Origin of the sequence: Anaerococcus sp. Marseille-Q5996, assembly GCF_946893725.1 — a bacterium.
Taxonomy (GTDB): Bacteria; Bacillota; Clostridia; order Tissierellales; family Peptoniphilaceae; genus Anaerococcus; species Anaerococcus martiniensis.
Genome location: NZ_CAMPPE010000002.1, coordinates 323,850 through 348,163 on the forward strand (window position 1 = coordinate 323,850; position 24,314 = coordinate 348,163).

Consider the following 24,314-nt stretch of genomic DNA (forward strand, 5'->3'; position numbering starts at 1 on the left):
CAAAATAAAAGGCTCCCCTGTGGGAGCTTTTTTAAAATTCTATTATATTTCTCATAAGTGCTTTGTTATTTTCAAGTACTTTAAAGATTATAACCCCTATTATACTAACCATAACAAATTCGCTAGCCATAAAAGAGAATAACATTGTTATGAAAGCACCTGAACTATCTAGTAAAAAATATGTTCCTAAAGCTGGAACAGATACTAATAATACAGGAAATAGTGATGCAATAAATAAATTATCTGTCTTTTGCATAAGTCTAAATGCTATATATGATGATAAGGTACCAAATATAACATCAAACCAAGCCATCGGACTAAATAAATTTGCAATTGCACATCCTAATACTAATCCAGGTATATATTTTCTATTATAAAAAGCTAATAATACCAATATTTCTGAAAATCTAAATTGAATCGGACCGTATTGTGGCATAGGGACAACTAATGTAAGTACTGCATAAAGAGCAGCTACTACTGCAGATCTAACTAAGAAGTTAGTATCGCTTGTAAAACTATTTTTTTGACTCATTTTTACTCCTTGATTTTTTTTTCGTAATGGGTGCCAAGAAACATTACCTTGCTATGATACCACATTATCATAAAAATCAAAACTTATTGAATGAATCCTATAATTGAGTAAAATATTGGTATGAAAAAACAATTATTTTTAGTCCCAGTTTTACTTATTTCATTAAGCTCTTGTACAAGCAGTTTTGGAAATAAAAATGAAGGACTGATTGATCAAGAAAATATGAATATCGTCTCTGAAATTAATGAGCTGGCTATAGATACATTTTTGAAAAATAGTAATAAATCTTTATCTGATGTTGTTATTGAAAATGAAAATAAAATCGATCAGAATTTCACACCTAAGGAGAAGTCAGATGTAAAAGAAGACATTATAAAAAATCTTGAAAAATACATTGATCAAGATCCAAAGGCTCATTGGGTATATAATAACTTTTTTAATATAACAAATGTCGAGGCTTATTTAACTGGTAATGACCCAGACACTGTAGAGTTTGTTTATAATATGAATCATAATATTACAGATTTTCCAAAAACTCCTGGAGAATCAATAGAGCTTGGAAGAAAAACCCCTTACTATCTTCAATGGGATAATAGATGGGCATATGATGAATTAGGTCAAAGAAATATAGGTATTTCTGGATGTGGACCTACTTCTACAGCCATGGTTTTATCAAGAATAAAAAACGATCCAACCATTACACCTGATAAAATCTCCAAGGATGCAAAAAATTATATGACCAACGAAGGGATTTCTTGGAACTTCTTTAAAGATGAAGCAGAAAAATATAAGTTAAACACTAAAGAAATTAATTTAAATGAAAAAGAAATGATTGAAGCCTTAAAAAAAGGACCTATAATTGTATCAGTAAATCGAGGATACTTTACCTTGTTTGGTCATATTTTTGTGATAGATTCATATAAGGATGGTAAATTTATAGTAAATGATCCAAATAGTATAAAAAATACTATGAGACCTTGGACATTTGATGAAATAAGTAATCAAATAGCACATATGTGGCAAATATCTTAATTGACAAAAAGCTTATGGAGGCATATAATAAACTAGTATTTTATTTTTGCACCATTAGCTCAGTTGGTAGAGCACCTGACTCTTAATCAGGGTGTCCAGAGTTCGAACCTCTGATGGTGCACCAACTAAAACTGCGGATTTTCCGCAGTTTTTTTGTATTATTTCATAAAAAAAAGACTGGATAAATCCAATCTATTTTTCTTTATCTTGTATAATATAGTTTGCTAAATCCAGCATTTCGCGAGCCATATAATAATTATCACCAAGTAAATCATAAATTGCATCCTCGGTTAAAATACCTTGGTTAATATCGCTAGGAATCTCACCCTTGTTTGATGCATCATAATCTTTCATAAACTTATCACTATAATAATATTTTTCTAACTTTTCTAATTCTTTTTGGTGATCTTTAAATTCTTGCAAGGCGTTACAAGTTTTGTCCACTAATTTTTTATGCTCTTCATAAATTTTTGTCATTTCAACTACATGATTATAATCCATAATATCTCCTATTTAACATATCTAAAATCATAGCCACATCATTTTTTATTCTGTAAGCTTTGTTTGCAGATCCATTATTTGTCGTTACTATTATGGTACCTAGTTTTTGAAGTAATACAATTAATTGTCCACCGGTGCCTGATGCAAATACCTCTCCACTTTCAGATGACCACAGGCTATAGCCATAATAATCCTCAGACAGGCTTTTATTTTTATCTTCTGATTCATTTTTAAAGTAAGGTACAATCATTTTATCAATCCATGATTCACTTACTATTCTTTTTCCATTATAAACACCCTTATTTAAAATTAATTTTCCAATTTTTAATAAATCTTCTGCTGATAAATAAAATTTAGTTGCTCCAGCTAGATACTTTCCATACATATCAGCCCTTGCATTTTTTATTTCCAAAGGTTTAAATAGTCTTTTATTTATATAGTCAAACAGTTCATATCCCAGATATTCCTCTAATGTAGCTGATAATAAATAATAACTAGCATTTGAATACAAAAAATAAGTTCCTGGTTTGTAATGTATAGGATAATTAATTAGGTAGTTTAACAAATTATCCTTATCATATTTATTTATATTCCTACTCATCAATAGTACATTCCTATACCCTACCGTATGGGTTAGCAGATGTTTAATTTTGATTTCCTTTAAATATTTTTCATTATTTTTGTTAGTTATATCAATTTTGTCATATAAAATTGAAAATATTTTACTTTCCTCATCAAAATTTATATCTTCATCGATTATTATTCCACAAGTTAAAGCTAAAATAGTCTTAGAAATTGATCTAATATTTATTTTTTCATCACTTTTTTCATTTACTATATAGCCAGAACCATTTTTGTATATTACCAATGAGTCCATGGATTTATTTTCTTTTATAATTTGATTTGTGAAATTCATTAATTCTTCCATCATTTTCTCACTTTTCAATTAATGCAATAGTTTCTAAGTGTCTTGAATTTGGAAATTGATCAAATATTTCATATTTTTTTATTTTGTAACCATTTTCTATAAAGGTTTTTAAATTCTCAACTTGAGTCTTAGGATTGCAGGATATATAAATATATTTTTTAGGATTTAATTTTAATATTTTTTCTAAAGACTCTGGTGTAATTCCCGCTCTAGGTGGGTCCAACACTACCACATCATAATTTCCCTTAATTTTTTCTATTTCTTCAAACACATCTCCACAAAGAAAATCAATATTGTCGATCTCATTGAGTTTTGCATTTTCAAAAGCTTTTTCTACAGCTTCTTGTACTATTTCAATACCAGTTGCTTTTTTAGCCACATTAGCCATAACTTGTGTGATGGTCCCAGTACCAGAATATAAGTCAAGTGCATTCATAGAATTATCAATATTTGCAAATTCAAAGGCTTTTTGATAAAGTTTTTCCGCAGTAAATACATTTGGTTGGAAAAATGAAAATGGTGATATGTTAAATTTTAAACCTAACATCTCCTCTGTTATGTGATCTTTTCCAAATAATAGTTCAATTTTTTCAGGAATTACTGCATCAGCTACAGAGTCGTTTACCACATGGAATATAGACACAATTTGACCATCTAAATCTAAATCTTTTAAAAAGTTGACAAATAATTTTTTTCTAACATCATCAAAGCTTTCATCACTTGTTGTTACTAACACACACATAATCTCATTAGTTCTATGTCCTTTTCTTATGATAAAATGGCGTAAAAGTCCTTCACGCTTTGATTTATGATAAAAGCTAGTGCTTTTTTCTCTGAAATAATTTTGGACCGAAGTTCTAATTTTATTAAAATCATCATCTATAACATTACAATCAATTGTGTCTACTATCTCATAAAATCTATTTTGCCTATGCAGACCTAAAATTAATTCCCCACCCTTGTGAGCATCTCCAAAAGTATACTCCATTTTATTTCTAAACCCTTGGGTTACTGGAGACCTATTGATTGGAATATCTCCTTCATAATAAATATTGTTTTCAGATAATAATTTTTTTATCATATCTTGCTTTAGCATCAGTTCTGTTTCATAGGGCAGTTTTTGATATGCACATCCTCCGCAAATATCAGCTTGAGGACAAAAATTTCTACTATTTTCAAGTGGAGAGTGTTCTATTAATTCAATATATTTACCTTTTTTGTAGTTTTTTCTATTTCTTGTAATTTTCACCTTACAAGTTTGTCCCAAAACTCCACCCTTAAACTCAACTATATTATCATCTTCATCATTCCCAATCGAAATATTTGGATATTTTACTTCATTTATTTTAACATTGATATTTTTGTTCTTTCTCAACTACACCCTCCCAAAACTTTTCTGATTCTCTTTTAAAATCACTTTTCTCATTTACAATCCTTAAGCCCTTACTTTTCCAATGCTTAGGATACATATTTTTATATTTATAACTATTAAATCTATCATCAACTAAATAAATAATCCCCTTATCATTCTCACCTCTAATAACTCTACCTGCAGCTTGATATACCTTGTTTAGTCCAGGGAAAGTATATGAATAATCAAAACCATTTTCTCCTAATTTATCAAAGTGATTTTTGATTAAATTTCTTTCATCACTAACACCAGGCATACCTACAGAAATAATCATAGATCCAATTAGTCTATCACCAATCAAATCCACACCTTCAGAAAATATTCCTCCTAGTACTACAAATGCTGTTTTAATAGAGTCCTTATCAAATTGTCTTAAAAATTTCTTAGTTTCCTTTTCATTCATAAACCTATCTTGGATTATTACTTCATCGTCAAAACGTGATTTATAATCTTCATATACGTCTTCTAAATATGAATAGGATGGGAAAAATATGAAATAATTACCCTTTTTTGAATTTATAAATTCGTTTATAGTTTCACTAATAAATACTATATTATTATTTCTATCCCTATATCGTGTGCTAAGTTCTCGATTAAAAAGTTCAAAGTTTTTTTCATCAAAGGGCATATCAAGCCTTAGTTTTAAACTATCCTCTGCACCTAAAATTTTAGTAAAATAAATCATCGGTGATAGTGTGGCTGAAAAGAAAATTGTCGATCTAGCTTTTTTGTAGGTACTTGATAAAACCTCAGAAGGATCTATACACTTTATCTGATAAAAAATTTGATTATATTCTTCATCATAGGAAATAACAGAATAAAAACCTTCTGTATAGTATTCTTCTATTTTTAAAAACTTATTTATATCAAAAAATAAATTTAATAGATCATCATAATTTTCATCATCATGCTCTTCAACCAAGTATTTTTGAAGTGGCTTTAAAAGTCTTACAAATTTTTTATCAAAATCTTCTATTAGACTTTCCTGGTAATAATAAAGTTTTTTTCCGTATTTTGCATAAATTTCATCAAAAGTATTTGATATTTCTTTAAGATATTTGATAAGTGTTTTATATTTTTTCTCATTAAGTTTTTCTGTCATCTCTTTAAATCGTTCATTAGTAAAGCTAAAGCTGTACATATCTCGTGATCTCTCTACCAAGTTATGAGATTCATCAATTAAAAAAACATATCTATCAATCACTTCATCAAAAAATCTTTTAAGATATGTATTTGGATTAAAAACATAATTATAATCGCAGATTATAAAATCTGCATATGATGAAATATCTAGTTCTAACTCAAAGGGACATACCCTATATTTTTCTGCATAAGATGTTACTGTTGCAAAGTCCATTATTTCTTCATTACCAATTATGTCTTTTAAAGCATCATTTACCCTATCAAAATGACCTTTAGCAAAAGGACAATCTACTGGATTACATTTTACTTCATCATTTAAGCATATTTTTTCCTTTGATGTAATCGATAGTGCCTTAATAAATAAACCTTGATTTTTTAGAATATGAACTGATTTTAAAGCTTCATTTGCTTGTGTATTCTTGCTAGTTAAATAAAAAATTTTATCAGTTAAATCTTCCCCCATTGATTTTACAGAAGGAAATACAGTTGAAATTGTTTTTCCTATACCAGTTGGTGCGTCTACAAAAAGATTTTTTTCATCTAAAATTGATTTATAAACTGCAACAGCCATCTTTCTTTGGCCTTTTCGGTAATCTTTATAGGGGAAATCTAAGTTTTTTATAGTTTGATTCCTCTTAGATATATTTTTTACTAATATTTTTGAAAAGTTTAAATACTCATTTAATAAAGAATAATAAAATTCTTTAAGAACATCAAACTTAAATGATTCTCTAAAAATAATAGATGAATAGTCCTCAACACTAACATAGGTAAGTGTAATACTCATACTATCTAAATTATTATCTAGAGCATAAAAATATGCATAGCATTTGGCCTGGGCCCAGTGTAATTTGTTTGTGCCATCTATTTCTGAAAGCATTCTGCTTGTAGATTTAATTTCATCTATTACAAATCCATTTTTTTCCTGAATTAATCCATCAGCTCTGCCCTCTACCATAAATTCAACATCGTCAATCATAGTTGAATTTTTAAGAGAATATTCACTTTTATAATTTTTACCATATTTTTTTTGAATTGCTTGATGGGCTCTAATACCCTCAATCATTCTAGCATTATCACGAAATCTATTGTCGATATCTCCAGATCGCATTACAAATTCTATAAGATTTCTAACTGAAATTTTAACTAACATTTAATCACCTTTTCATATTATACTATTATTTAGGGTATAAAATGATATAAAGATAAGGAGCTATTATGAATGAAACAATTAAAAATCAACTGAATCACAGAACTATTAGAGAATTTAAAGATGAAAAATTAGATCAAAGTGTCATAAATAATTTGTTAGATGTTGCAAATATGGCACCTACAAGTAATGGAATGCAATTTTGTACGATTATTGAAGTCACAGATCAAAATTTAAAAAATGAATTAGCAAAAAATGGTCTACAAAAATACATGGCTCGAGCACCTCATCTTTGGATATTCATAGTAGATTTGTTTAGAAATTACAATATTGCAAAAGAAAATGGCCAAGAAAACGACGAGATGTTAGGCTTTGATAGATTTATTCAAGGTATTACCGACTGTATAATTGCAGCTCAAAATGTAACAGTTGCTGCTGAAAGTTTGGGACTAGGGGTAAATTATTTTGGAAATATCCATAATGATACAAAAAATGTAATAAAGCTTTTAAATCTACCACCACTAACTTATCCTGCAGTAGGATTGGGCTTTGGTATTCCTAATCAAGAACCTCAAATAAAGCCAAGAATGAACATTAACTTAAAAACTTTTGAAAACTCATATAAAATTTATGAAAATTATAACCAAACAATAGCTGAATATGATAAAGAGATGACAACCTACTATGATCTAAGAGATGCTAACAGAAGAGTAGATTCTTTTTCTGCACAGATACCAAAAAAACAGGGAACACCAATTGCAAATCGAAATAAAATGTTTGAAACCTTATTGAACCAAGGATTTAAAATAGATATAAAATAAAGATTACATTTGTAATCTTTATTTTTTTAGTACAGATACGTAAGAATTATCTTTAATGTAAAATCTATATGGAAAATCAATGGCTTCCTGAGCGTAATCTATGCCTATTCTTTTGTCAATGATTATATCAAAAATACTATTATCATCTTCAACAAAAAAAGATTGATTAAATAAATTATTCCCATTTAAAGCTTTATCTATATTTAATGCTTTTGTAAGCTTTCCCGGACCATTAGTAATATTTTTCTTTTGGTAAGAAGTTAATTCATTATATATTTTCCCAAACCTATTTAAACTAATTTTGTCAAATTGATTTAATGGTTCAATTGCTCTAATCAAAACTGCCTCTGGAATATTTTTATCCTGAGTAACAAAATTTAGCATAAAATGAATACCATATGTTTGATACACATAAACAGTACCTGCATCTGCATACATTATTTTATTTCTTTCTGTTTTTCTATCTCCAAATGTATGAGCTGCCCTATCATCTACTCCAAGATAGGCTTCAGTTTCAACAATTTTTGCTTTATATATAATACCATTGTCGTTTTTAACTATAATTTTACCTAGCAAGTCCTTAGCGACACTTAAGGTATCTCTTTTAAAAAATTCTTTATTTAACATAATCTCCTCTACTGATTTTTATTTATAAATATGATATCATATTATTATCAGAGTAGATAGGAAGCGTTAAGTGTTAAGAAATGGGTTGTTGTTCTTAAACGAAGCATATTGCTATGATTTTCTATCGCAACCGCTGCCTCTGATAGAAAGGGGAAAAAGTGAATAAAAAACTTACAGTAAATATGATCACGAAAATGTCTATTTTTGCTGCTCTAACAGTTATTTTCAGAAGATTTCTAACAATAACTATTTTTTCTAGCACAAAAATCGGACTAGGTTATTTACCTACGATAATGGCAGGAATCTTATATGGTCCTTTAGCTGGTGGGATAACTGGAGGCGTGGCAGATGTTGTCGGAATGTTGATGAAGCCTGATGGAGTATTTCATCCGGGATTTACGCTAAGTAATATTTTAATAGGTGCTATTCCAGGATTTATTTCTTATAATATTTTTAAAAGGGATTTTAAAAATAAACTTGACTGGATATGCCTTACAAGTTGTATATTTGTATTTATGGGAGTAAGGCTCTTGCTTGATTCCTTATGGTTAACCCATTTATATTCTAATCCATATATTTTTTATATAATACGCAATTTTCTAAAAGATGCTGTTGAAGCAGGACTTAATGCTCTTGTTTTAATAATGCTCATTCCAAAAATAACAAAATACGCATATAAAAAGCTCTAAGAATTTCTTAGAGCTTAATTATTTTGATTTATAAAATCATTTATTAATCTAGTTGTTTCTTCAAGATAACTTTTATCTCCTGGATAGCCTATTACTAAATGACCATGTTCTTTTACTTTTCCTACTATCATTAGATTTCTATATAGTTTATTTTCTCCAGTGCCAAGGTACCTCATATCAGTGATTATGCCAATAATCATTCTCGGAAAATTTATATTATTTTCTTTTTCAAACTCTCCCATCACCCCATGTGCCATAATTTCACCAGCAACACCATCATCAATAGTTAAGCCATCTAAACAGGCAATTAAAATATTAGCTTTTTTAAGCTCTGCAGTGTCTGCTTGGGCAATTTTTATATCTGTTATAATGTCATCGTTATTTTTTTTATCGTTTATGTCTGCATTTCTTTGAGGTACATACAATTTTAAATCAGTATTCTCCTCTATAAATTTTGCTAAATCTTCAGTCCATTTAAACATAGCATCATTAAAAAAATGACTGGCTAAATATCCGTACATTTACACTCCTTAAAAACTTCTTCCTGCTCCGCCACCACCAGTGCTTCCTCCACCACCGGTAAATCCTCCAGAATATGAACTGCTGGATGAACCTCCAAATGAAGAATTTCCTCCGTATGATGAAGATCCCCTCGTCCAAGTAGTTGAATTCCAAGGGTCATCATAATATCTTCTTCTATACCTTGGATAAGTCCTATAGCCTGGATAATTTCTATAATATCTTTTATTATTTGATCCATATAGGTTCATCCTGGTAGTTAAATTCGATATTACAATAAATATAATCAAGTAGAAAAATAATGTGCCTAGACTGATTCCATCAGAGTATGATTTACTATTTACATCTAAGTAATAATCATAATTTCCATCTAATGATACTCCGTATTCATCCACTACTTCAGCAACTAATGCGTTAAATCCTTCATTAATTGCTTTGGAATAATTACCTTTTTCTAAGTCATCAATCATAAAATTGTCAATGATTCTTCCAACCTTACCATCGTTTAATCTACCTTCGATTCCATAACCAGTCGATATAAATATTTCCCTTTTTTGAGTTAAATCATTTTCGGTAATTAGCATTAGAATCCCATTTTTTTTATTTTGATCTCCTACATGCCATTTATTAAATATCTTAGGTCCTAAATCGCTAGCAGGCAAACCATCAGGATTTTTAATTGTAACAACCATTATCTGCGAACCAGTTTTTTGTTCTAATTCTCTGTTGGTTTTTGTTATATTTTCCTTAGTTTCCATATCCAACATGCCTAATTCATCCAAGTAAAAGCTGCTTGGGGCAGATGGTAGGTCTGCAAAAGAGATTAGAGGAAAAAGGAAGATTAATAAGCAAAATATTAAGTTAAATCTAAATATCTTCCTCTTTTTCATAAATCCTCCTATTTATTGTTTTGATTAAAATCAACTTTTGGAGCTTCCTGAGCTCCTTCGCTTGCTTGGAAGTATTCTGCTTCTTTATAACCAGTAAAACCTGCAATTAAATTTGTAGGAAATCTTTTAAGATCTGTGTTATATTCTTTTACGGCTTGGTTATAATTACTACGCTCTACAGAAATTCTATTTTCTGATCCTGCTAGTTCATCCATTAACTGGGTGTATTGAGTATTTGCCTTTAGCTCTGGATAATTTTCTACTACTACATTCATCTCACGAACTGCTTGGGTTAGTTCTTCATTTGCTTCTGCAAGTTCTTTTGGTGATTCTGCATTTGTAATTCCAGAACGAGCCTCTGTAATTCTAGTTAATGTTTCTCCTTCATAATCAGAATAACCTTTAACTGTATTTACTAAGTTAGGAATCAAATCTGCCCTTCTTTGAACTACATTTTGTACTTGAGCGTAAGCCTCATTAACATTTTCACGGCTACCTGCAAGTCTATTGTAGGTTGGAACTGTTAGGATTAATATTAATGCTAAAACTACTAATATTCCTCCTATAACTCCAAAACCACTTCTTTTTTGATATTTATTATTCATTACTCCTCCTAAGTCTTTTTATAGAGTATTAATACCCATTTAGAAGGATTGCCTTATTATTTATTAAACTAGATTTAACATCAATAATTCTTTGATTGCTTGATCCACGAAATTTTAATTTTAAATCTTTTTTAGATTCTATAAATGGTCCATCAACCAATACATCAACTTTCTCTAGTAATTGCTTATATACAGGATTTTTCATTAAATATTCAAATGTATATCCTGAGTAAATCCATATATTTTTATTAATCTTATTTTTTATATCATTTAATATGTTTATTAAATCATTTGCACTTTCAAACGGTTCCCCGCCAAGAATGCTTAATCCAGAAATTTCATCACTTTTTAAATAATTTATCACTTGATTAGTATTTTTTTGAGTCCAGGTTTGTCCAAAATTTGGATCTTGGTATTCTTTATTAAAACAGTTTTTGCAATTAAGCTTGCATCCTGTAACAAATATACTTGTGCGAATTCCTGGTCCGTTTGCAATATCGTATTTCCTAATTTGTCCATAATTCATATGTGAAGCACCCTAGCTTTTATTTCTTTAGTCCTACCCTCATTCCAGAAATTTTCTCCCAAATATCCACATGTACGACGAACAACTGTTAGGCTAGATTTATCTTTATTTCCACAGTTTGGACAATACCAATTATTATCTTCGTCTAATAAAATTTCTCCATCAAAACCACAATTACTGCAATAATCTGATTTAGTATTGAATTCTGCATATTGGATGTGGTTATAGATATATTTGACCATGGTAAGCAATGCATCTACATTGTGGTCCATATTTGGTATTTCTGCATAAGAGATGCAACCTCCCGTAGATAAAGCCTGAAACTCTGCTTCAAAATCAAATTTATCAAAAACAGAAATCTCTTCTCTAACATCTACATGGAAGGAATTTGTATAATATCCCTTATCAGTTACATTTTTGATATTACCAAATCTATCCTTATCAATACTTGCAAACCTATGGGTTAGACTTTCCGCTGGAGTACCATATACTGCGAATGCTATATTATATTTTTTGCTCCATATTTCTTTCTTTTTGTTTAAAAGATTCATTATTTTTACTGCAAATTCTTTTCCACCAGCACTTGTATGAGAATCTCTCTTTACAAGCATACTAGCTTCATAAATTCCTATATAACCTATAGTTACTGTTGCATATCCATTTTCTAGTAAGTATTTTATAGGTGTATGTTTTGGAAGCCTTGCAATGGCCCCGTGTTGAAAATGTATTGGAGAACTATCGCTAGTTACTTTTGATAAATGTTCATACCTTAGTAGACCAACTTCTTTAACAAGATCTAATCTTTTTTCTAAAATTTCAAAGAATTTTTCTTCATCATTTTGTGCTAGTATCCCTATTTGAGGGAGATTTATAGTACACACTCCCATATTAAATCTTCCATCAAATTTATAATTGCCATTATCATCCTTATATGGAGGAAGAAATGCCCTGCATCCCATAGGAGAAAAAACATTACCTTCATAGTTTTCCTTCATTTTTTTAGCAGAAATATAATCAGGGTACATTCTCTTTGCAGTACATTTGGCTGCTAATCTTGTAAGTTCATAATACTTATTATCATCATTTATGTTATTATCATCCAAAACATAAATTAATTTTGGAAAGGCTGGTGTAACATAAACTCCGGACTCATTTTTTATGCCTTGAATTCTTTGCTTTAAGATTTCTTCTATTATCTTAACTGTTTCAGATAGGTATGGGTCTTTTTCATCTGTATGCATAAACAAGGTTACAAATGGTGCCTGACCATTACTAGTCATAAGTGTATTTATTTGATACTGAATAGTTTGAATTCCCGATTCCAAATCTTTTTGAGTCATTGCATCAGCCATTGTTAGTGCTAAATTTTCATCATTTAAATTTTTTTTAGCTAAATTTAAATTTTTTTCATAAGATTTTTTTAAATATGGACTTAGGCATGATATGTTTATGGATTGACCACCGTATTGGTTAGATGCAATTTGTGCAATTATTTGTGTCATGACATTACATGCCACTTGAAATGACTTTGGACTTTCTATTAATTTTCCATTTACAACTGTTCCTTGATCTAACATATTTTTCATGTCTACTAGGCAACAGTTAAATATTGGTTGGATTAAATAATCTAAATCATGGATATGTATGGCCCCTGAATCATGTGCTTCCACTAAGTGAGCTGGGATTAATTTTCTCTTAGCTATATCTTTTGCAACTTCTCCTGCTATTAAATCTCTTTGAGTAGAAGCTATAATTGGATTTTTATTAGAATTTTCATCCATAACATCAACATTTGTTTGATTAAGCAGACCTAAGATATCATTGTCAGATGTATTCTGTTCTCTTTTGTAGGCCTGGATAGATTTATAAGATTCGTAGGCTCTTGCAGTAGCAGGATTTTTATTTTTTATAAGTTCGTAATAAACTGATTCTTCTATATCATAAATAGAAATCTCATCTTCATTTTTATATTTTTCTTTTATTATATATGCTATTTCTTCTGGTTGATCTTTTATATATACTCCGCTTGGAGAATTCATAGCTTTAAGGATAGCAGCAGATATTTTTTCTTCTTTAAAATCAGCTTTTTCACCATTTCTTTTTACAACTTGTAACATATTATCCCTCCTATACTTTCGATAGTATACCATATCTAGTTATCAAATAAAAGTATATACTATATATAGTATATACAACTATAAAACTAGGAATAAAAAAAGAGATGTTGCAATAAAGCCGAACATCTCTTTAAATTAAAAGTATATTTATTTTTTGATAAATGATAATTCTTTATTTTCATCCAAATCTAAAAAGGCAGTATCTTTAGCACCAATTTTACCTTCGATGATTAATCGGCCGAGCTTAGTTTCTACATTTGTTTGTAAAAATCTTTTTACAGGTCTTGCACCATATTCAACATCATAAGAATGATCTAGGATATATTCTTTAGCAGCTGGTGAGATTTCTAAGTCTATATTTAAATCTTTAAGTCTTTTTCTAATTTCATTTACTTGTAGGTCAATGATGTTATAAACTTGATCACTTGTTAGTGGGCTAAACATAACTATATCATCAATCCTGTTTAAAAATTCTGGTTTAAATGATGTTCTTAATGATTCTTCCACTAGATTTTTATTTTCCTCATCTATTGTTCCATCATCTTTTAGTCCATCGATTAAATATTGGCTTCCTATATTTGATGTCATGATTATAATGGTGTTTTTAAAGTCTACTGTCCTACCCATGCTATCTGTAAGTCTACCATCATCTAATACTTGTAATAAAATATTAAATACATCTGGATGAGCTTTTTCAATTTCATCAAATAAGATTACGGAATATGGCATACGGCGCACTGCTTCTGTTAATTGACCACCTTCTTCATAGCCTACATAACCTGGTGCAGCACCAATTAATCTTGATACAGAATATTTTTCCATATATTCTGACATATCAATTCTTATCATATGATTTTCATCATCAAACATAGCTTCGGATAATGCTTTGGCAAGTTCTGTTTTACCAACTCCGGTTGGTCCTAGGAAAATAAAGGAACCTATTGGTTTTGAAGCATCTTTAAGACCAGATCTTGCTCTGATAATAGCATCTGAGACTGCAGTAATAGCTTGATTTTGGCCTATTACTCTCTCGTGAAGTTTTTCTGGAAGTGATAAAATTTTACTTCTTTCACTTTCTACTAGCTTATTTACAGGGATACCTGACCAGTTACTTACGACATCAGCTACATCTTCATCTGTTACTTGCTCTTTTATAGCATCTTCATTATCTTTTTGAGAAAGCTCACTTGCTTTTTTAAGCTTTTCTTCTAAAGCTGGTAGAGTACCATAACGTAACTCAGAAAGTTTTTCAAAATCATAGTTTCTTTCTGCTTGTTCAATTTCATTATTTACTCTATCTATTTCTTCCTTGATATTTTTCACATCATCAATGGATGATTTTTGTTCTTTCCATTTTAAGAAGTCTTCATCGTATTTTTCAGATAAATCAGCTAACTCTTTTTCAAGTAAGGTTAGTTTTTCTTTAGATGATTCATCTTCTTCTTTTTTAAGAGCTGTTATTTCAATTTGTAATTGTAATAATTTTCTTTTTTGTTCGTCAAGGTAAGTTGGCATAGTGTCTATTTCTGTACGAACTGTGGCACATGCTTCATCCATAAGATCTATAGCCTTATCTGGTAAAAATCTATCTGTAATATACCTATCAGATAACTCCGCAGCTGCAATTACTGCGCTATCTTGGATGCGTATACCGTGGAAGATTTCATATTTGTCCTTGATACCTCTTAAAATGCTTATAGTATCTTCTACTGTTGGTTCATTGACCATTACCTTTTGGAAACGTCTTTCAAGCGCTCCATCTTTTTCGATATATTCCCTATATTCGTTTAAGGTTGTAGCACCAATTACTTTTATTTCTCCACGAGCAAGCATTGGTTTCATAATATTTGATGCATCCATAGCACCTTCTGTCTTACCGGCACCTACTAGGGTATGGATTTCATCAATAAACATTATTATTTGACCATCAGAATTTTGCACTTCTTCTAAAACTGCTTTAAGCCTTTCTTCAAATTGACCACGGTATTTTGCTCCTGCTACTAGGGCACCCATATCAAGGGAGAAAATTGTTCTGCCTTGTAATGGCTCTGGCACATCGTTATTTACAATTCTTTGGGCAAGTCCTTCTACAATAGCAGTTTTACCAACACCAGGATTACCAATTAATACTGGGTTATTTTTCTTACGACGAGATAGGATTCTAAGGGCATTTCTTATTTCGCTATCGCGGCCAATAACTGGATCTATTTTTCCTTCTCTTGCCTCTTTAGTAAGGTCTCTACCAAATTTTTCTAATGGGTTGTTTGTTTCTTCTGGATTTTCTGTTGTCACTTTTTGACCTTTCCTGACCTTATCTATAGAATTTTTAAATTCTCTATAGCTTAGGCCATACCTTTTATTTATATCACTTGCCTTAGTTTTTTCATTTAAAAGTGAAAGGAAAATATGTTCCATTGATACAAAACTATCACCCATATTTTCTGCTTCATCTTCACTTTTTAGTAAGATTCTTGAAAGAGTTTGAGTTGGATAGATATCTGATCCACCACTTGCTTTTGGCAATCTATCCATCATATCTCTGATTTCATTTCTGTAAGCTTCAAAATCTACGTCCATAGTTTTGATAATTTGAGCAACTATGGAATCAGAATTTTCTATTAATGCGTAGTTTAAATGTATTTCATTTACTTCTGGATTGCTATTTTTAATGGCGTAAGAATTGGCATTATTTATAGCTTCCAAAGATTTTTGTGTAAATTTATTGTAGTCCATAATCTATTCCTCTATTTCGTTTAGTTTTTCATATAAGTCTATCATTTGATCATTAAATTCTGTAGGGTTATCAATGATAATTTCTAGGATTAAATCTCCCTTATTGTTTTTTCTATCTTTATAACCATAACCTTTAAGCCTTATCTTTTGCCCTGAATTTACTTTTTCAGGTATGGTAACCATCAAGCTACCATCTGGAGTATTTACTTTTCTTTTAATTCCAAAGTAAGCTTGCCATGGATATATTTTTTCTCTTTGTATTATATCTATTCCATCAAGCCTTCTATCTTCTTCATCTTTGATGATTATTTTAGCAACTACATAGGCGTTTATGCCATATTTTGCACCATCAACTTTAATTTTATTATTATTTTTAATACCTGCTGGTACGTTAATTTCTATATTTTTAATTTCGTTATTGTGTTTTATTGCAATAGATTTATTTAAACCCTTTTGGGCTTGATCTATGCTTAGCTCAATCTTGGTTTCGATCGTACTTTTCTTTTGGGCGGTTTTTGTGTTTGAAAACTTACTAGATCCTGCTCTTTGATAATTACTTCTTCCAAATCCACCAAAAAGCCCATCAAAAAAGTCTGAAAATCCACTATCTGAACCTGTGGTATATGAGTAAGACCCACCACCGAAGTTTCCAAAGTCAAAACCAAAATCGCTAGGATCAAAGTTTTGACCTCCTGAGAAGTTTGCATTATTGCCAAACTTATCATATTTTTTACGCTTTTTAGGGTCTGATAATACTTCATAAGCTTCATTTATTTCGCTAAATTTATCTGCTGCATCTTTATCATCTGGATGAAGGTCTGGGTGATACTCTTTGGCAAGCTTCCTATATGCTTTTTTTATATCCGCATCACTTGCTTTTTTATCAACCCCTAATACTTCATAATAATCTCTATATTTCATATTCCCTCCATCATTTAAACTATAATTATTTGACCATCTCTGACCTTAATTAAACTATACTGTCTACGTATATAAATTCAAGCATTTTTATAGAATTTTTTAGATTATTAAGACTAATTTTAAATATATAAATAAAGAGCCTTCAAGTAAGGCTCATTTTTAATGATCATATTTTACTAGAGAAATAACTTTATAATCTTTTAAGACATCTCTACCATTTAAATCTTCAAGTTCTATTAAAAATTCAAATGCGGTTACTTCTGCTCCCAAAGTTTCTACAAGTTTTGCTGCAGCTTTTGCAGATCCCCCTGTAGCTATAAGGTCATCGACTATAATAACTCTATCACCTTTTCCAATAGCATCCTTATGCATTTCTAATTCATTGTTTCCATATTCTAGGTCATATGAGATTTTTTCGATTTCACCTGGTAATTTTCCTGGTTTTCTTACGGGTACAAATCCTTTGTCTAGCCTATCAGCTAGAGGTGCACCAAAAATAAATCCACGAGATTCAATTCCTACGATATAATCGAACTCTAATCCTTCTAGGGCTTCTTCTAATAAATCCAAAGAATAATTAAAAGCTTCCTTATCCTTTAACAGTGTTGTAATGTCCTTAAAAGACACTCCTTCAATTGGGTATCCTTCAATAACTCTAATTGTTGATTTTAAATCCATTCTATCCTCCAAATAGATTATACCCTAATTTTCTAGTTAATTATAAATACTATTGTAAAGTATCATTAGGAGTAATTATGTTAAATGAAAAATTAGATGAATATTTAAAAAATGAATACTATCCATTTCATATGCCAGGGGCAAAAAGAACGGATATATTAAGAAGTGATTTACCATATCAAAGAGATCTTACAGAAATAGAAGGATTTGATAACCTAAATGATCCAAGAGATATTTTATTAGAATTAGAAAATAAGATTGCAGATATTTATAGTGTTAATAAAGCAATTATATCAACAAATGGATCAACATGTGGAATTTTATCAACCATCAGAGCATTGACTTATAAAAATAAAAATATTTTAATTGAGCGTACATCTCACAAAGCAGTCTATAATTCCATTGAAATCAATAATCTTAATCCATCATACATAGATGTGGAGGTAAGTGAAGAAAATGCAGTTATAGGGATTGATTACCACGATTTTTCTAAAAAAATTAATGAAGGCAAATTTGCTGCGGTTGTTATCACTTCCCCATCATATGAAGGTTACATCCTAGATTTGGATAAATTATATAATGAGTGCAAAAAGGCAAATACTCCCTTAGTGGTAGACCTTGCTCATGGTTCTCATTTAATTTTAAACGAGTCTTGGTCTGATAATTTTGATATTGCTATTACATCTTTTCATAAAAATTTATCAGGGCTAACTCCCTCAGCTTGTGTTTTAATTAATAACGAAACATATATAAATGAAATAAAAAGAAATATGGCAATATTTCAAAGTTCATCACCATCGTATATCCTTATGCAATCAATTGATGAAATGGTTGAAAAATTTGATAAGTTTTATGATTTATATAAAGAGTTAAATAATAATTTAGAAGAAATTTATAATTTAAAACTCAATCATCTACAAATAATTGATAAAGCAAATAAAGACAGGTCTAAAATCTTAATTTCAACAAATTCTTCAAATATAAATGGGGCCGAATTACAAGAATTATTAAAAATAGAAAAAATCGAAATAGAGATGGCCTACCCATCTTATGCTCTGCTTATATCAACAATATTTGATAAAAAATATGCCTTTGATAGATTAAAAAACGCATTAATTAAGATTGATGAAAATATTAGTTTTGGAACTAATAAGCAAATATTTAGATACGATATACCTCAAAAAAAATATAATATAGCGGAAATTTTTTCAAAAAATAAAATAAAAATAAATATTGACCAAGCTATTGATAAAATTTCAGCTGATTTTGTATATGCTTATCCTCCAGGAATTCCTTTAATAGTACCAGGAGAAGTAATTGATAAACAAGTGCTAAAAAATATTCAAAGTATACAAAAAAAAGGTATAGAATTAAATATTGATAAAGATATATCAATAATCAATTGACATTTTTTTGCAAAACTGTTATTATAAATTTGTATATAAAGTACATAAAAGGAGAATACATATGCAAAGAATTGTAACACTTAATACAAGAAATCTCCATAAATCTAAAAAGAATGGTGGATGCGGTGAATGCCAAACATCTTGCCAATCAGCTTGTAAAACTAGCTGTGGAGTAGCTAACCAAGAATGCGTTAGCAAAAAAGAAAAATAAGGGTTTTGCCCTTATTTTTTTTCTTTATTATTTCCTATCAATTTAGTATAATATTAATATCACATTTTAAGGAGAATATATGATACACCAATATAAGGCCAAGGGCTTTAATATAGTTTTAGATACATATAGTGGAGCAGTCCACGCTGTTGATGATGTAACTTATGAAATAATTTCTTTATTTGAGGGTCATTCTAAGAAAGAAATAAAAAATATCTTATCTACATATAATCTTTCAGATGACCAATTTGATGAAGCCTACAATGAAGTAAAAGAGCTAGAGCAAGAAGGAATGCTATTTACTAATGATAACTTTTCTGATTTAGCAATAGATGTTACAAAAAGACCTACAAATGTAAAAGCTATTTGCTTAAATGTAGCTCATACTTGTAACCTATCTTGTGAATACTGCTTTGCAAAAGGTGGTAAATACCACGGTCCAGATGCAATAATGACAGTAGAAACTGCTAAGAATGCAATTGACTTTTTAATAGAAAATTCAGGTAACCATTACAACCTAGATGTTGATTTCTTTGGTGGTGAACCATTAATGAACTGGGATGTAGTAACTGAAACTGTTGCATATGCAAGAAATCTTGAAGAAAAACATAATAAGCATTTTAGCTTTACTTTAACCACAAATGGGATGCTTTTAGATGATGACAAAATAGATTATTTAAATGAAAATATGAAAAATGTTGTACTTTCTCTAGACGGTAGAAAAGAAATCCATGATGAGTTTAGAAAAACTATTGGTGGTAAAGGATCTTTTGATACAGTAGTACCAAAATTCCAATACTTTGTTAAAAAACGCGGTAATAAAGAATATTACATGCGCGGTACCTACACTGCGAGCAATCTAGATTTTACAGAAGATATAAAAACATATCTAGATTTAGGATTTAAAAGAACATCTCTTGAACCAGTAGTAGGAAATACTGATTCTGACTATGCATTAAAAGATGAAGACCTACCAGTTTTATACGACCAATACGAAAAACTTGCCGACATGATGATGGAAGCTATTGATAATAATGATGAATTTATTTTCTACCATTATATGATTGATTTAGAAAATGGACCTTGTGCCCACAAAAGATTATCAGGATGTGGATCAGGAACAGAATATATGGCGGTAACCCCTACCGGAACTCTTTATCCATGCCATCAATTTGTAGGTAATGATGATTTTGTAATAGGAAATCTTGATGATGGTATAATTAGAAATGATTTAGTAGACCAATTTAAAACATGTAACTGTTATTCTAAAGAAGAATGTAAAACTTGCTGGGCAAACATGTATTGTTCAGGAGGATGCGCTGCAAATAACTACAACGCTAATGGGGATATAAATAAAACTCATGAATATTCTTGTAATCTATTTAGAAAAAGAATAGAAATGGCAATAGCTATTAAAATATACGAATACATGAAAAAATCTCATTCAGAGGAAGTTCTAGCATAAATTTTTTATATATATAAGTATAAATACCTAATAATATATGTGAATAAATGATATATTATTGGGTATTTTTATAATATAAGAAATAATGGAGGATAAAATTATGACTGACGATAAAAGAACTTTTGAATCTAGTGGCAATGATAATTTAAATAAAGATAATATTAAAAATGAATTTGATAAAGCTGGTGAAAATCTAAAAGAATCATTTGATAAAACAGCTGAAAATGTAAAAGAAGATTTCGATACAACAAAAACACATTTAGAAAATGACTTTCACAAAGTAGAAACTGAAGTAAAAGATGATTTTGATAATGCCAAAACCAATATTAAGCATGATTTTGATGAATTTAATAAAAATAATAAATTCAATGAACATAATCAATTTAACGATGTAAATAATGAAAATGTTGATACAACAGACTATACAAGAGTAAATACCGAAGGTACAACTACTCGTGAAGAAGCAGAAAGAAAAACTACCACACATACTGAAAGAAATAGAAATCCAAAAAGAACAAATAGAAAGGTTGAAGAAGAAAAACCATTCTATGCGAATTGGTGGTTCTGGGTACTATTATTAATAATTCTTTGGGCAATTTGGTACTTTTTCTTTAGAACACCAGCTACAATTTAATTGATCCTGCGTTCAGAGGTGATAGATAAGACTGTCACCTCTTTTATATTGCTTTTTTCTAGAACTTTAATTATTTCCATTGCAGTATTGCCCGTAGTAATTAAATCATCAATTAGAAGTACACTTTTACCTGTTAAATCCTGGTTAAAAGAAAATGCATCAATCAGATTATATGCTCTATCTTCTTTTCCTAGATTATGTTGTGCTTGGGTATTTTTTATTTTTTTAAAGTCATAAAGGTATTCACAAGGAACTTTATTTATAAAATGATCAGTAATCATCTTTATATGATCAAATCCCCTATTATTTAATGTTGCTATTGAACTTGGAGAAGGCAATATATAATTGCAATCAAAAAGATTATTTATCCTAGCATAATCAAAAATTATACTAGCAAAAACTTTTGATAAGGAAGTATTGCGGTTGAATTTATAATCTGCAATTAAATTTTTCATAGATTCATTATAAAAATAAACAGCATGAGCATTGTATTCATCGATTAAAAAATTATTTGCAACATAATCTAATTTTTTTAGACAGTCTTTACATAAGAAATGAGCTATAATTTCATTTTCCTTGCAGGAATAACATAGATTTTTATCTAAAAATAGAAGATCAATCACTTTCTACATTCTCCATTTCATTTATCCAATAACTTAGGTTTGTGTAACGTTTATTTGAAGTGTTATTGTCTACCATATTTTTTATAATTCGCTTTTCACCAACTAAAACTACTAATTTTTTGGCACGTGTAACTCCTGTATACAGGAGATTTCGGGTTAATAACATAGGCGCAACCTGCATCATTGGAATGATAACACATTCAAACTCAGATCCTTGGGACTTATGGATAGTAATAGCATATGATAGGTCTAAATCTTTTATATCTTCTTTTTTGTAATTTACAATTGATCCATCATAGAACTCAATTTCTAAGCTTTCTTCTTCTGTATCGATTTGATTTATAAAACCAATATCACCGTTATAAACGCCCTCAGCAGCTGTAATAGAATTTTCTGAAACTAAGTCATAATTATTTCTAATCTGCATCACTTTATCATTTTTCTTAAATAATCTATCATTGATTTTTAGTTCTATTGTTGATGGATTTAATATAGACTGGATATTTTCATTAATGCTAGTAGCACCCCACTGTGTTTTTTTACTAGGGCACAATATTTGAATATCTTTTATTTTGTCCAATCCATAAAATTTTGGTAATCTTTCATTTACCAAATTTGACAAGATACTATTAAAATTATTTCTATCTGCTTCTATAAAGAAAAAGTCTTTTCCCGATTCATTTACAATTGGATATTCTCCATTGTTAATTTTATGTGCATTCACAATAATATTTGATTCTAAACCTTGTCTAAATATTTTTTTAAGGCGAATTGTCTTTATGTCTGTATCTATTATATCACTTAGTACATTTCCTGGACCAACAGATGGCAGCTGATTGCTATCTCCTACCAAAATTAAAGCAGTAGTTGGTGCTATGGCACTTAAAAGTGATTTCATTAGGTAAATGTCAACCATACTCATCTCATCAACAATTATGTAATCTTTATCAATTGGATTCTCTTCGTTATACTCTGCTATATTTTCGTCAGGTTTTATTCCTAAAAGTCTGTGGATAGTATAAGCCTCATCACCCGTAGATTCTTGAATTCTCTTGGCTGCTCTACCAGTTGGTGCTAACATTGCATAGGATAAGTCATTTTTATTTAGGATTTTTTTAATAGCATTTATAATTGTAGTTTTTCCAGTTCCTGGTCCACCAGTGATTACCAACAACATATTTTTAAATGCTTCGTTAATTGCAATCTGTTGTTCTTGTGAAAAAGCACTTAGGTCCTCATCCATGCCTACGTCAAAAAAATATTCGCTATCTTTTTTTTGTTTCAATGCCATAGCAATATATTTTTCTGCCTTATACAAGGTACTTTTGTAAACATATTCATCATCATTTATCAAAACAATATATAGTTTTCCTGATAGGGAGTCTTTTTTTATTTGATCATTAACATCATCTGATTTTACCTTTAGAAGTTGGGAAACTTTTTGGACAAGATAATTCAGTTTTAATGATGTGTGTCCATTAAATTCTGATTCATAGTTTAAAATATGGCTAATCCCTGCTGAGATTCTAAAACTTGAATTGGAAACAATTTGCATATTTCTAGCCATATTATCAGCCATAGTAAATCCTACTCCACTAATATCATCTACTAGCTTGTAAGGATTTGTCTTTATAATGTCAATGGTATCCCCACCATATAGTTTATAAATTTTCATAGCTAAATTATAAGATATATTTAGGCTCTGTAGATAAAGCATGGTGTTTCTTGAATCTTTTGTTTCTTCAGTTGTAAGTTTAATATCTTCTATTTTTTTCTTACCTATACCAGCAATAACACTTAATTTTTCTGGTTCATTATACACAATATCAATAGCGCCCTCACCAAATTTATTATAAATTTGATTTGCTGTTTTTTTACCAATCCCTTTAATATTTGCATTTGCCAAGTAAGTAACTATTGCATCTTTTCCAGTCGGTTTTAAAAGTTTTATGGAAGAAACGTTTATTTGTTCGCCATATTTGTCATGATAGACAAATTCACCAGTAACTTCTACACTGTCTCCTTCATCAAAAAAAGGCATAGTGCCTACACAAGTTATATCAGAATCAGATGTCTGAACTACAATTATATTGTAGCCATTATCTTCATTTCTATAAATTATGTTAGTAACTATGCCTTCTATTTTCATTTT

At 29.6% G+C, this 24,314-nt stretch carries 23 protein-coding genes, 1 tRNA gene and 1 riboswitch; of the genes, 8 read left to right on the forward strand and 16 right to left on the reverse strand.

What is annotated here, in order from left to right:
• Positions 1–31 precede the first annotated feature (31 nt).
• Entirely contained in the window at positions 32–532 is a 501-nt protein-coding gene (locus tag OC526_RS04080; protein WP_262122314.1) for a QueT transporter family protein, read from the reverse strand.
• Positions 533–652: 120 nt separating this feature from the next.
• On the opposite strand from OC526_RS04080, the gene OC526_RS04085 reads away from it, so the two are divergent.
• Together OC526_RS04085 and OC526_RS04090 are read left to right on the forward strand one after the other, a co-directional pair.
• Entirely contained in the window at positions 653–1,564 is a 912-nt protein-coding gene (locus OC526_RS04085; RefSeq protein ID WP_262122315.1) for a C39 family peptidase, read from the forward strand.
• 48 nt (positions 1,565–1,612) lie between these two features.
• Positions 1,613–1,688: transfer RNA gene (locus OC526_RS04090), tRNA-Lys, on the forward strand.
• A gap of 68 nt (positions 1,689–1,756) precedes the next feature.
• Here OC526_RS04090 and OC526_RS04095 read toward each other — a convergent pair.
• The 4 genes from OC526_RS04095 to OC526_RS04110 are packed head-to-tail and all read right to left on the reverse strand — an operon-like array spanning position 1,757 to position 6,700.
• Entirely contained in the window at positions 1,757–2,065 is a 309-nt protein-coding gene (locus tag OC526_RS04095; RefSeq protein ID WP_262122316.1) for a DUF4298 domain-containing protein, read from the reverse strand.
• A complete protein-coding gene (locus tag OC526_RS04100; protein WP_262122317.1) occupies positions 2,055–2,996 on the reverse strand; it encodes a serine hydrolase domain-containing protein in 942 nt (313 codons plus the stop codon). The genes OC526_RS04095 and OC526_RS04100 overlap by 11 nt, the downstream gene beginning before the upstream one ends.
• 4 nt (positions 2,997–3,000) lie before the next feature.
• Positions 3,001–4,368: a 23S rRNA (uracil(1939)-C(5))-methyltransferase RlmD gene (rlmD, locus tag OC526_RS04105; protein ID WP_262122318.1), complete on the reverse strand. Its 1,368-nt coding sequence runs from the start codon at positions 4,366–4,368 to the stop codon at positions 3,001–3,003.
• On the reverse strand, positions 4,340–6,700 hold the full coding sequence (locus OC526_RS04110) for an ATP-dependent DNA helicase (RefSeq protein ID WP_262122319.1): 2,361 nt from the start codon (positions 6,698–6,700) through the stop codon (positions 4,340–4,342). Before OC526_RS04110 ends, rlmD begins: the two co-directional genes overlap by 29 nt.
• Positions 6,701–6,765: 65 nt before the next feature.
• Here OC526_RS04110 and OC526_RS04115 point away from each other — a divergent pair, with 65 nt between their 5' ends.
• Positions 6,766–7,518, forward strand: coding sequence for a nitroreductase family protein (locus OC526_RS04115; RefSeq protein ID WP_262122320.1), 753 nt, complete (start codon positions 6,766–6,768; stop codon positions 7,516–7,518).
• A gap of 18 nt (positions 7,519–7,536) precedes the next feature.
• Here the strand turns inward: OC526_RS04115 and OC526_RS04120 are convergent, their stop codons facing one another.
• Entirely contained in the window at positions 7,537–8,145 is a 609-nt protein-coding gene (locus tag OC526_RS04120; RefSeq protein WP_262122321.1) for a DNA-3-methyladenine glycosylase, read from the reverse strand.
• Between the two features lie 46 nt (positions 8,146–8,191).
• Positions 8,192–8,283, forward strand: a riboswitch (THF riboswitch).
• Between the two features lie 20 nt (positions 8,284–8,303).
• Here OC526_RS04120 and OC526_RS04125 point away from each other — a divergent pair.
• The gene (locus tag OC526_RS04125; protein WP_262122322.1) at positions 8,304–8,834 is read left to right on the forward strand and encodes a folate family ECF transporter S component; all 531 of its coding nucleotides are present in this window, start codon (positions 8,304–8,306) and stop codon (positions 8,832–8,834) included.
• Between the two features lie 14 nt (positions 8,835–8,848).
• Here OC526_RS04125 and OC526_RS04130 read toward each other — a convergent pair whose 3' ends face one another.
• From OC526_RS04130 to OC526_RS04165, 8 genes are all read right to left on the reverse strand, one after another.
• Positions 8,849–9,355 (reverse strand): nucleoside 2-deoxyribosyltransferase, encoded by a 507-nt coding sequence (locus OC526_RS04130; RefSeq protein ID WP_262122323.1) that lies wholly within the window; start codon positions 9,353–9,355, stop codon positions 8,849–8,851.
• A gap of 9 nt (positions 9,356–9,364) precedes the next feature.
• On the reverse strand, positions 9,365–10,243 hold the full coding sequence (locus OC526_RS04135) for a TPM domain-containing protein (protein WP_262122324.1): 879 nt from the start codon (positions 10,241–10,243) through the stop codon (positions 9,365–9,367).
• An 8-nt stretch (positions 10,244–10,251) separates the two neighbouring features.
• A complete protein-coding gene (locus OC526_RS04140; RefSeq protein WP_262122325.1) occupies positions 10,252–10,848 on the reverse strand; it encodes a LemA family protein in 597 nt (198 codons plus the stop codon).
• Between the two features lie 28 nt (positions 10,849–10,876).
• Entirely contained in the window at positions 10,877–11,374 is a 498-nt protein-coding gene (gene nrdG / locus OC526_RS04145; protein WP_262122326.1) for an anaerobic ribonucleoside-triphosphate reductase activating protein, read from the reverse strand.
• On the reverse strand, positions 11,371–13,491 hold the full coding sequence (gene nrdD, locus OC526_RS04150) for an anaerobic ribonucleoside-triphosphate reductase (RefSeq protein ID WP_262122327.1): 2,121 nt from the start codon (positions 13,489–13,491) through the stop codon (positions 11,371–11,373). Before nrdD ends, nrdG begins: the two co-directional genes overlap by 4 nt.
• A 147-nt stretch (positions 13,492–13,638) precedes the next feature.
• A complete protein-coding gene (gene clpB, locus OC526_RS04155; protein WP_262122328.1) occupies positions 13,639–16,224 on the reverse strand; it encodes an ATP-dependent chaperone ClpB in 2,586 nt (861 codons plus the stop codon).
• A gap of 3 nt (positions 16,225–16,227) precedes the next feature.
• Positions 16,228–17,145, reverse strand: coding sequence for a DnaJ domain-containing protein (locus OC526_RS04160; protein ID WP_262122329.1), 918 nt, complete (start codon positions 17,143–17,145; stop codon positions 16,228–16,230).
• A gap of 159 nt (positions 17,146–17,304) precedes the next feature.
• Complete coding sequence (locus OC526_RS04165; RefSeq protein ID WP_262122330.1) at positions 17,305–17,823, reverse strand: adenine phosphoribosyltransferase; 519 nt, start codon at positions 17,821–17,823, stop codon at positions 17,305–17,307.
• Positions 17,824–17,900: 77 nt separating this feature from the next.
• Between OC526_RS04165 and OC526_RS04170 the strand changes: the two genes are divergently transcribed.
• From OC526_RS04170 to OC526_RS04185, 4 genes are all read left to right on the forward strand, one after another.
• Positions 17,901–19,229 (forward strand): aminotransferase class I/II-fold pyridoxal phosphate-dependent enzyme, encoded by a 1,329-nt coding sequence (locus tag OC526_RS04170; RefSeq protein ID WP_262122331.1) that lies wholly within the window; start codon positions 17,901–17,903, stop codon positions 19,227–19,229.
• A gap of 61 nt (positions 19,230–19,290) precedes the next feature.
• Positions 19,291–19,440 (forward strand): six-cysteine ranthipeptide SCIFF, encoded by a 150-nt coding sequence (scfA, locus tag OC526_RS04175; protein WP_203126650.1) that lies wholly within the window; start codon positions 19,291–19,293, stop codon positions 19,438–19,440.
• 79 nt (positions 19,441–19,519) lie between these two features.
• On the forward strand, positions 19,520–20,905 hold the full coding sequence (gene scfB / locus OC526_RS04180) for a thioether cross-link-forming SCIFF peptide maturase (RefSeq protein WP_262122332.1): 1,386 nt from the start codon (positions 19,520–19,522) through the stop codon (positions 20,903–20,905).
• A 100-nt stretch (positions 20,906–21,005) separates the two neighbouring features.
• Positions 21,006–21,539, forward strand: a complete 534-nt coding sequence (locus tag OC526_RS04185) for a hypothetical protein (protein WP_262122333.1) — start codon at positions 21,006–21,008, stop codon at positions 21,537–21,539.
• Here OC526_RS04185 and OC526_RS04190 read toward each other — a convergent pair.
• Together OC526_RS04190 and OC526_RS04195 are read right to left on the reverse strand one after the other, a co-directional pair.
• Complete coding sequence (locus tag OC526_RS04190) at positions 21,536–22,162, reverse strand: ComF family protein (protein ID WP_262122334.1); 627 nt, start codon at positions 22,160–22,162, stop codon at positions 21,536–21,538. The two genes, OC526_RS04185 and OC526_RS04190, sit on opposite strands and share 4 nt — an antisense overlap.
• On the reverse strand, positions 22,155–24,311 hold the full coding sequence (locus OC526_RS04195) for an ATP-dependent RecD-like DNA helicase (RefSeq protein ID WP_262122335.1): 2,157 nt from the start codon (positions 24,309–24,311) through the stop codon (positions 22,155–22,157). Before OC526_RS04195 ends, OC526_RS04190 begins: the two co-directional genes overlap by 8 nt.
• Between the last annotated feature and the right edge of the window lie 3 nt (positions 24,312–24,314).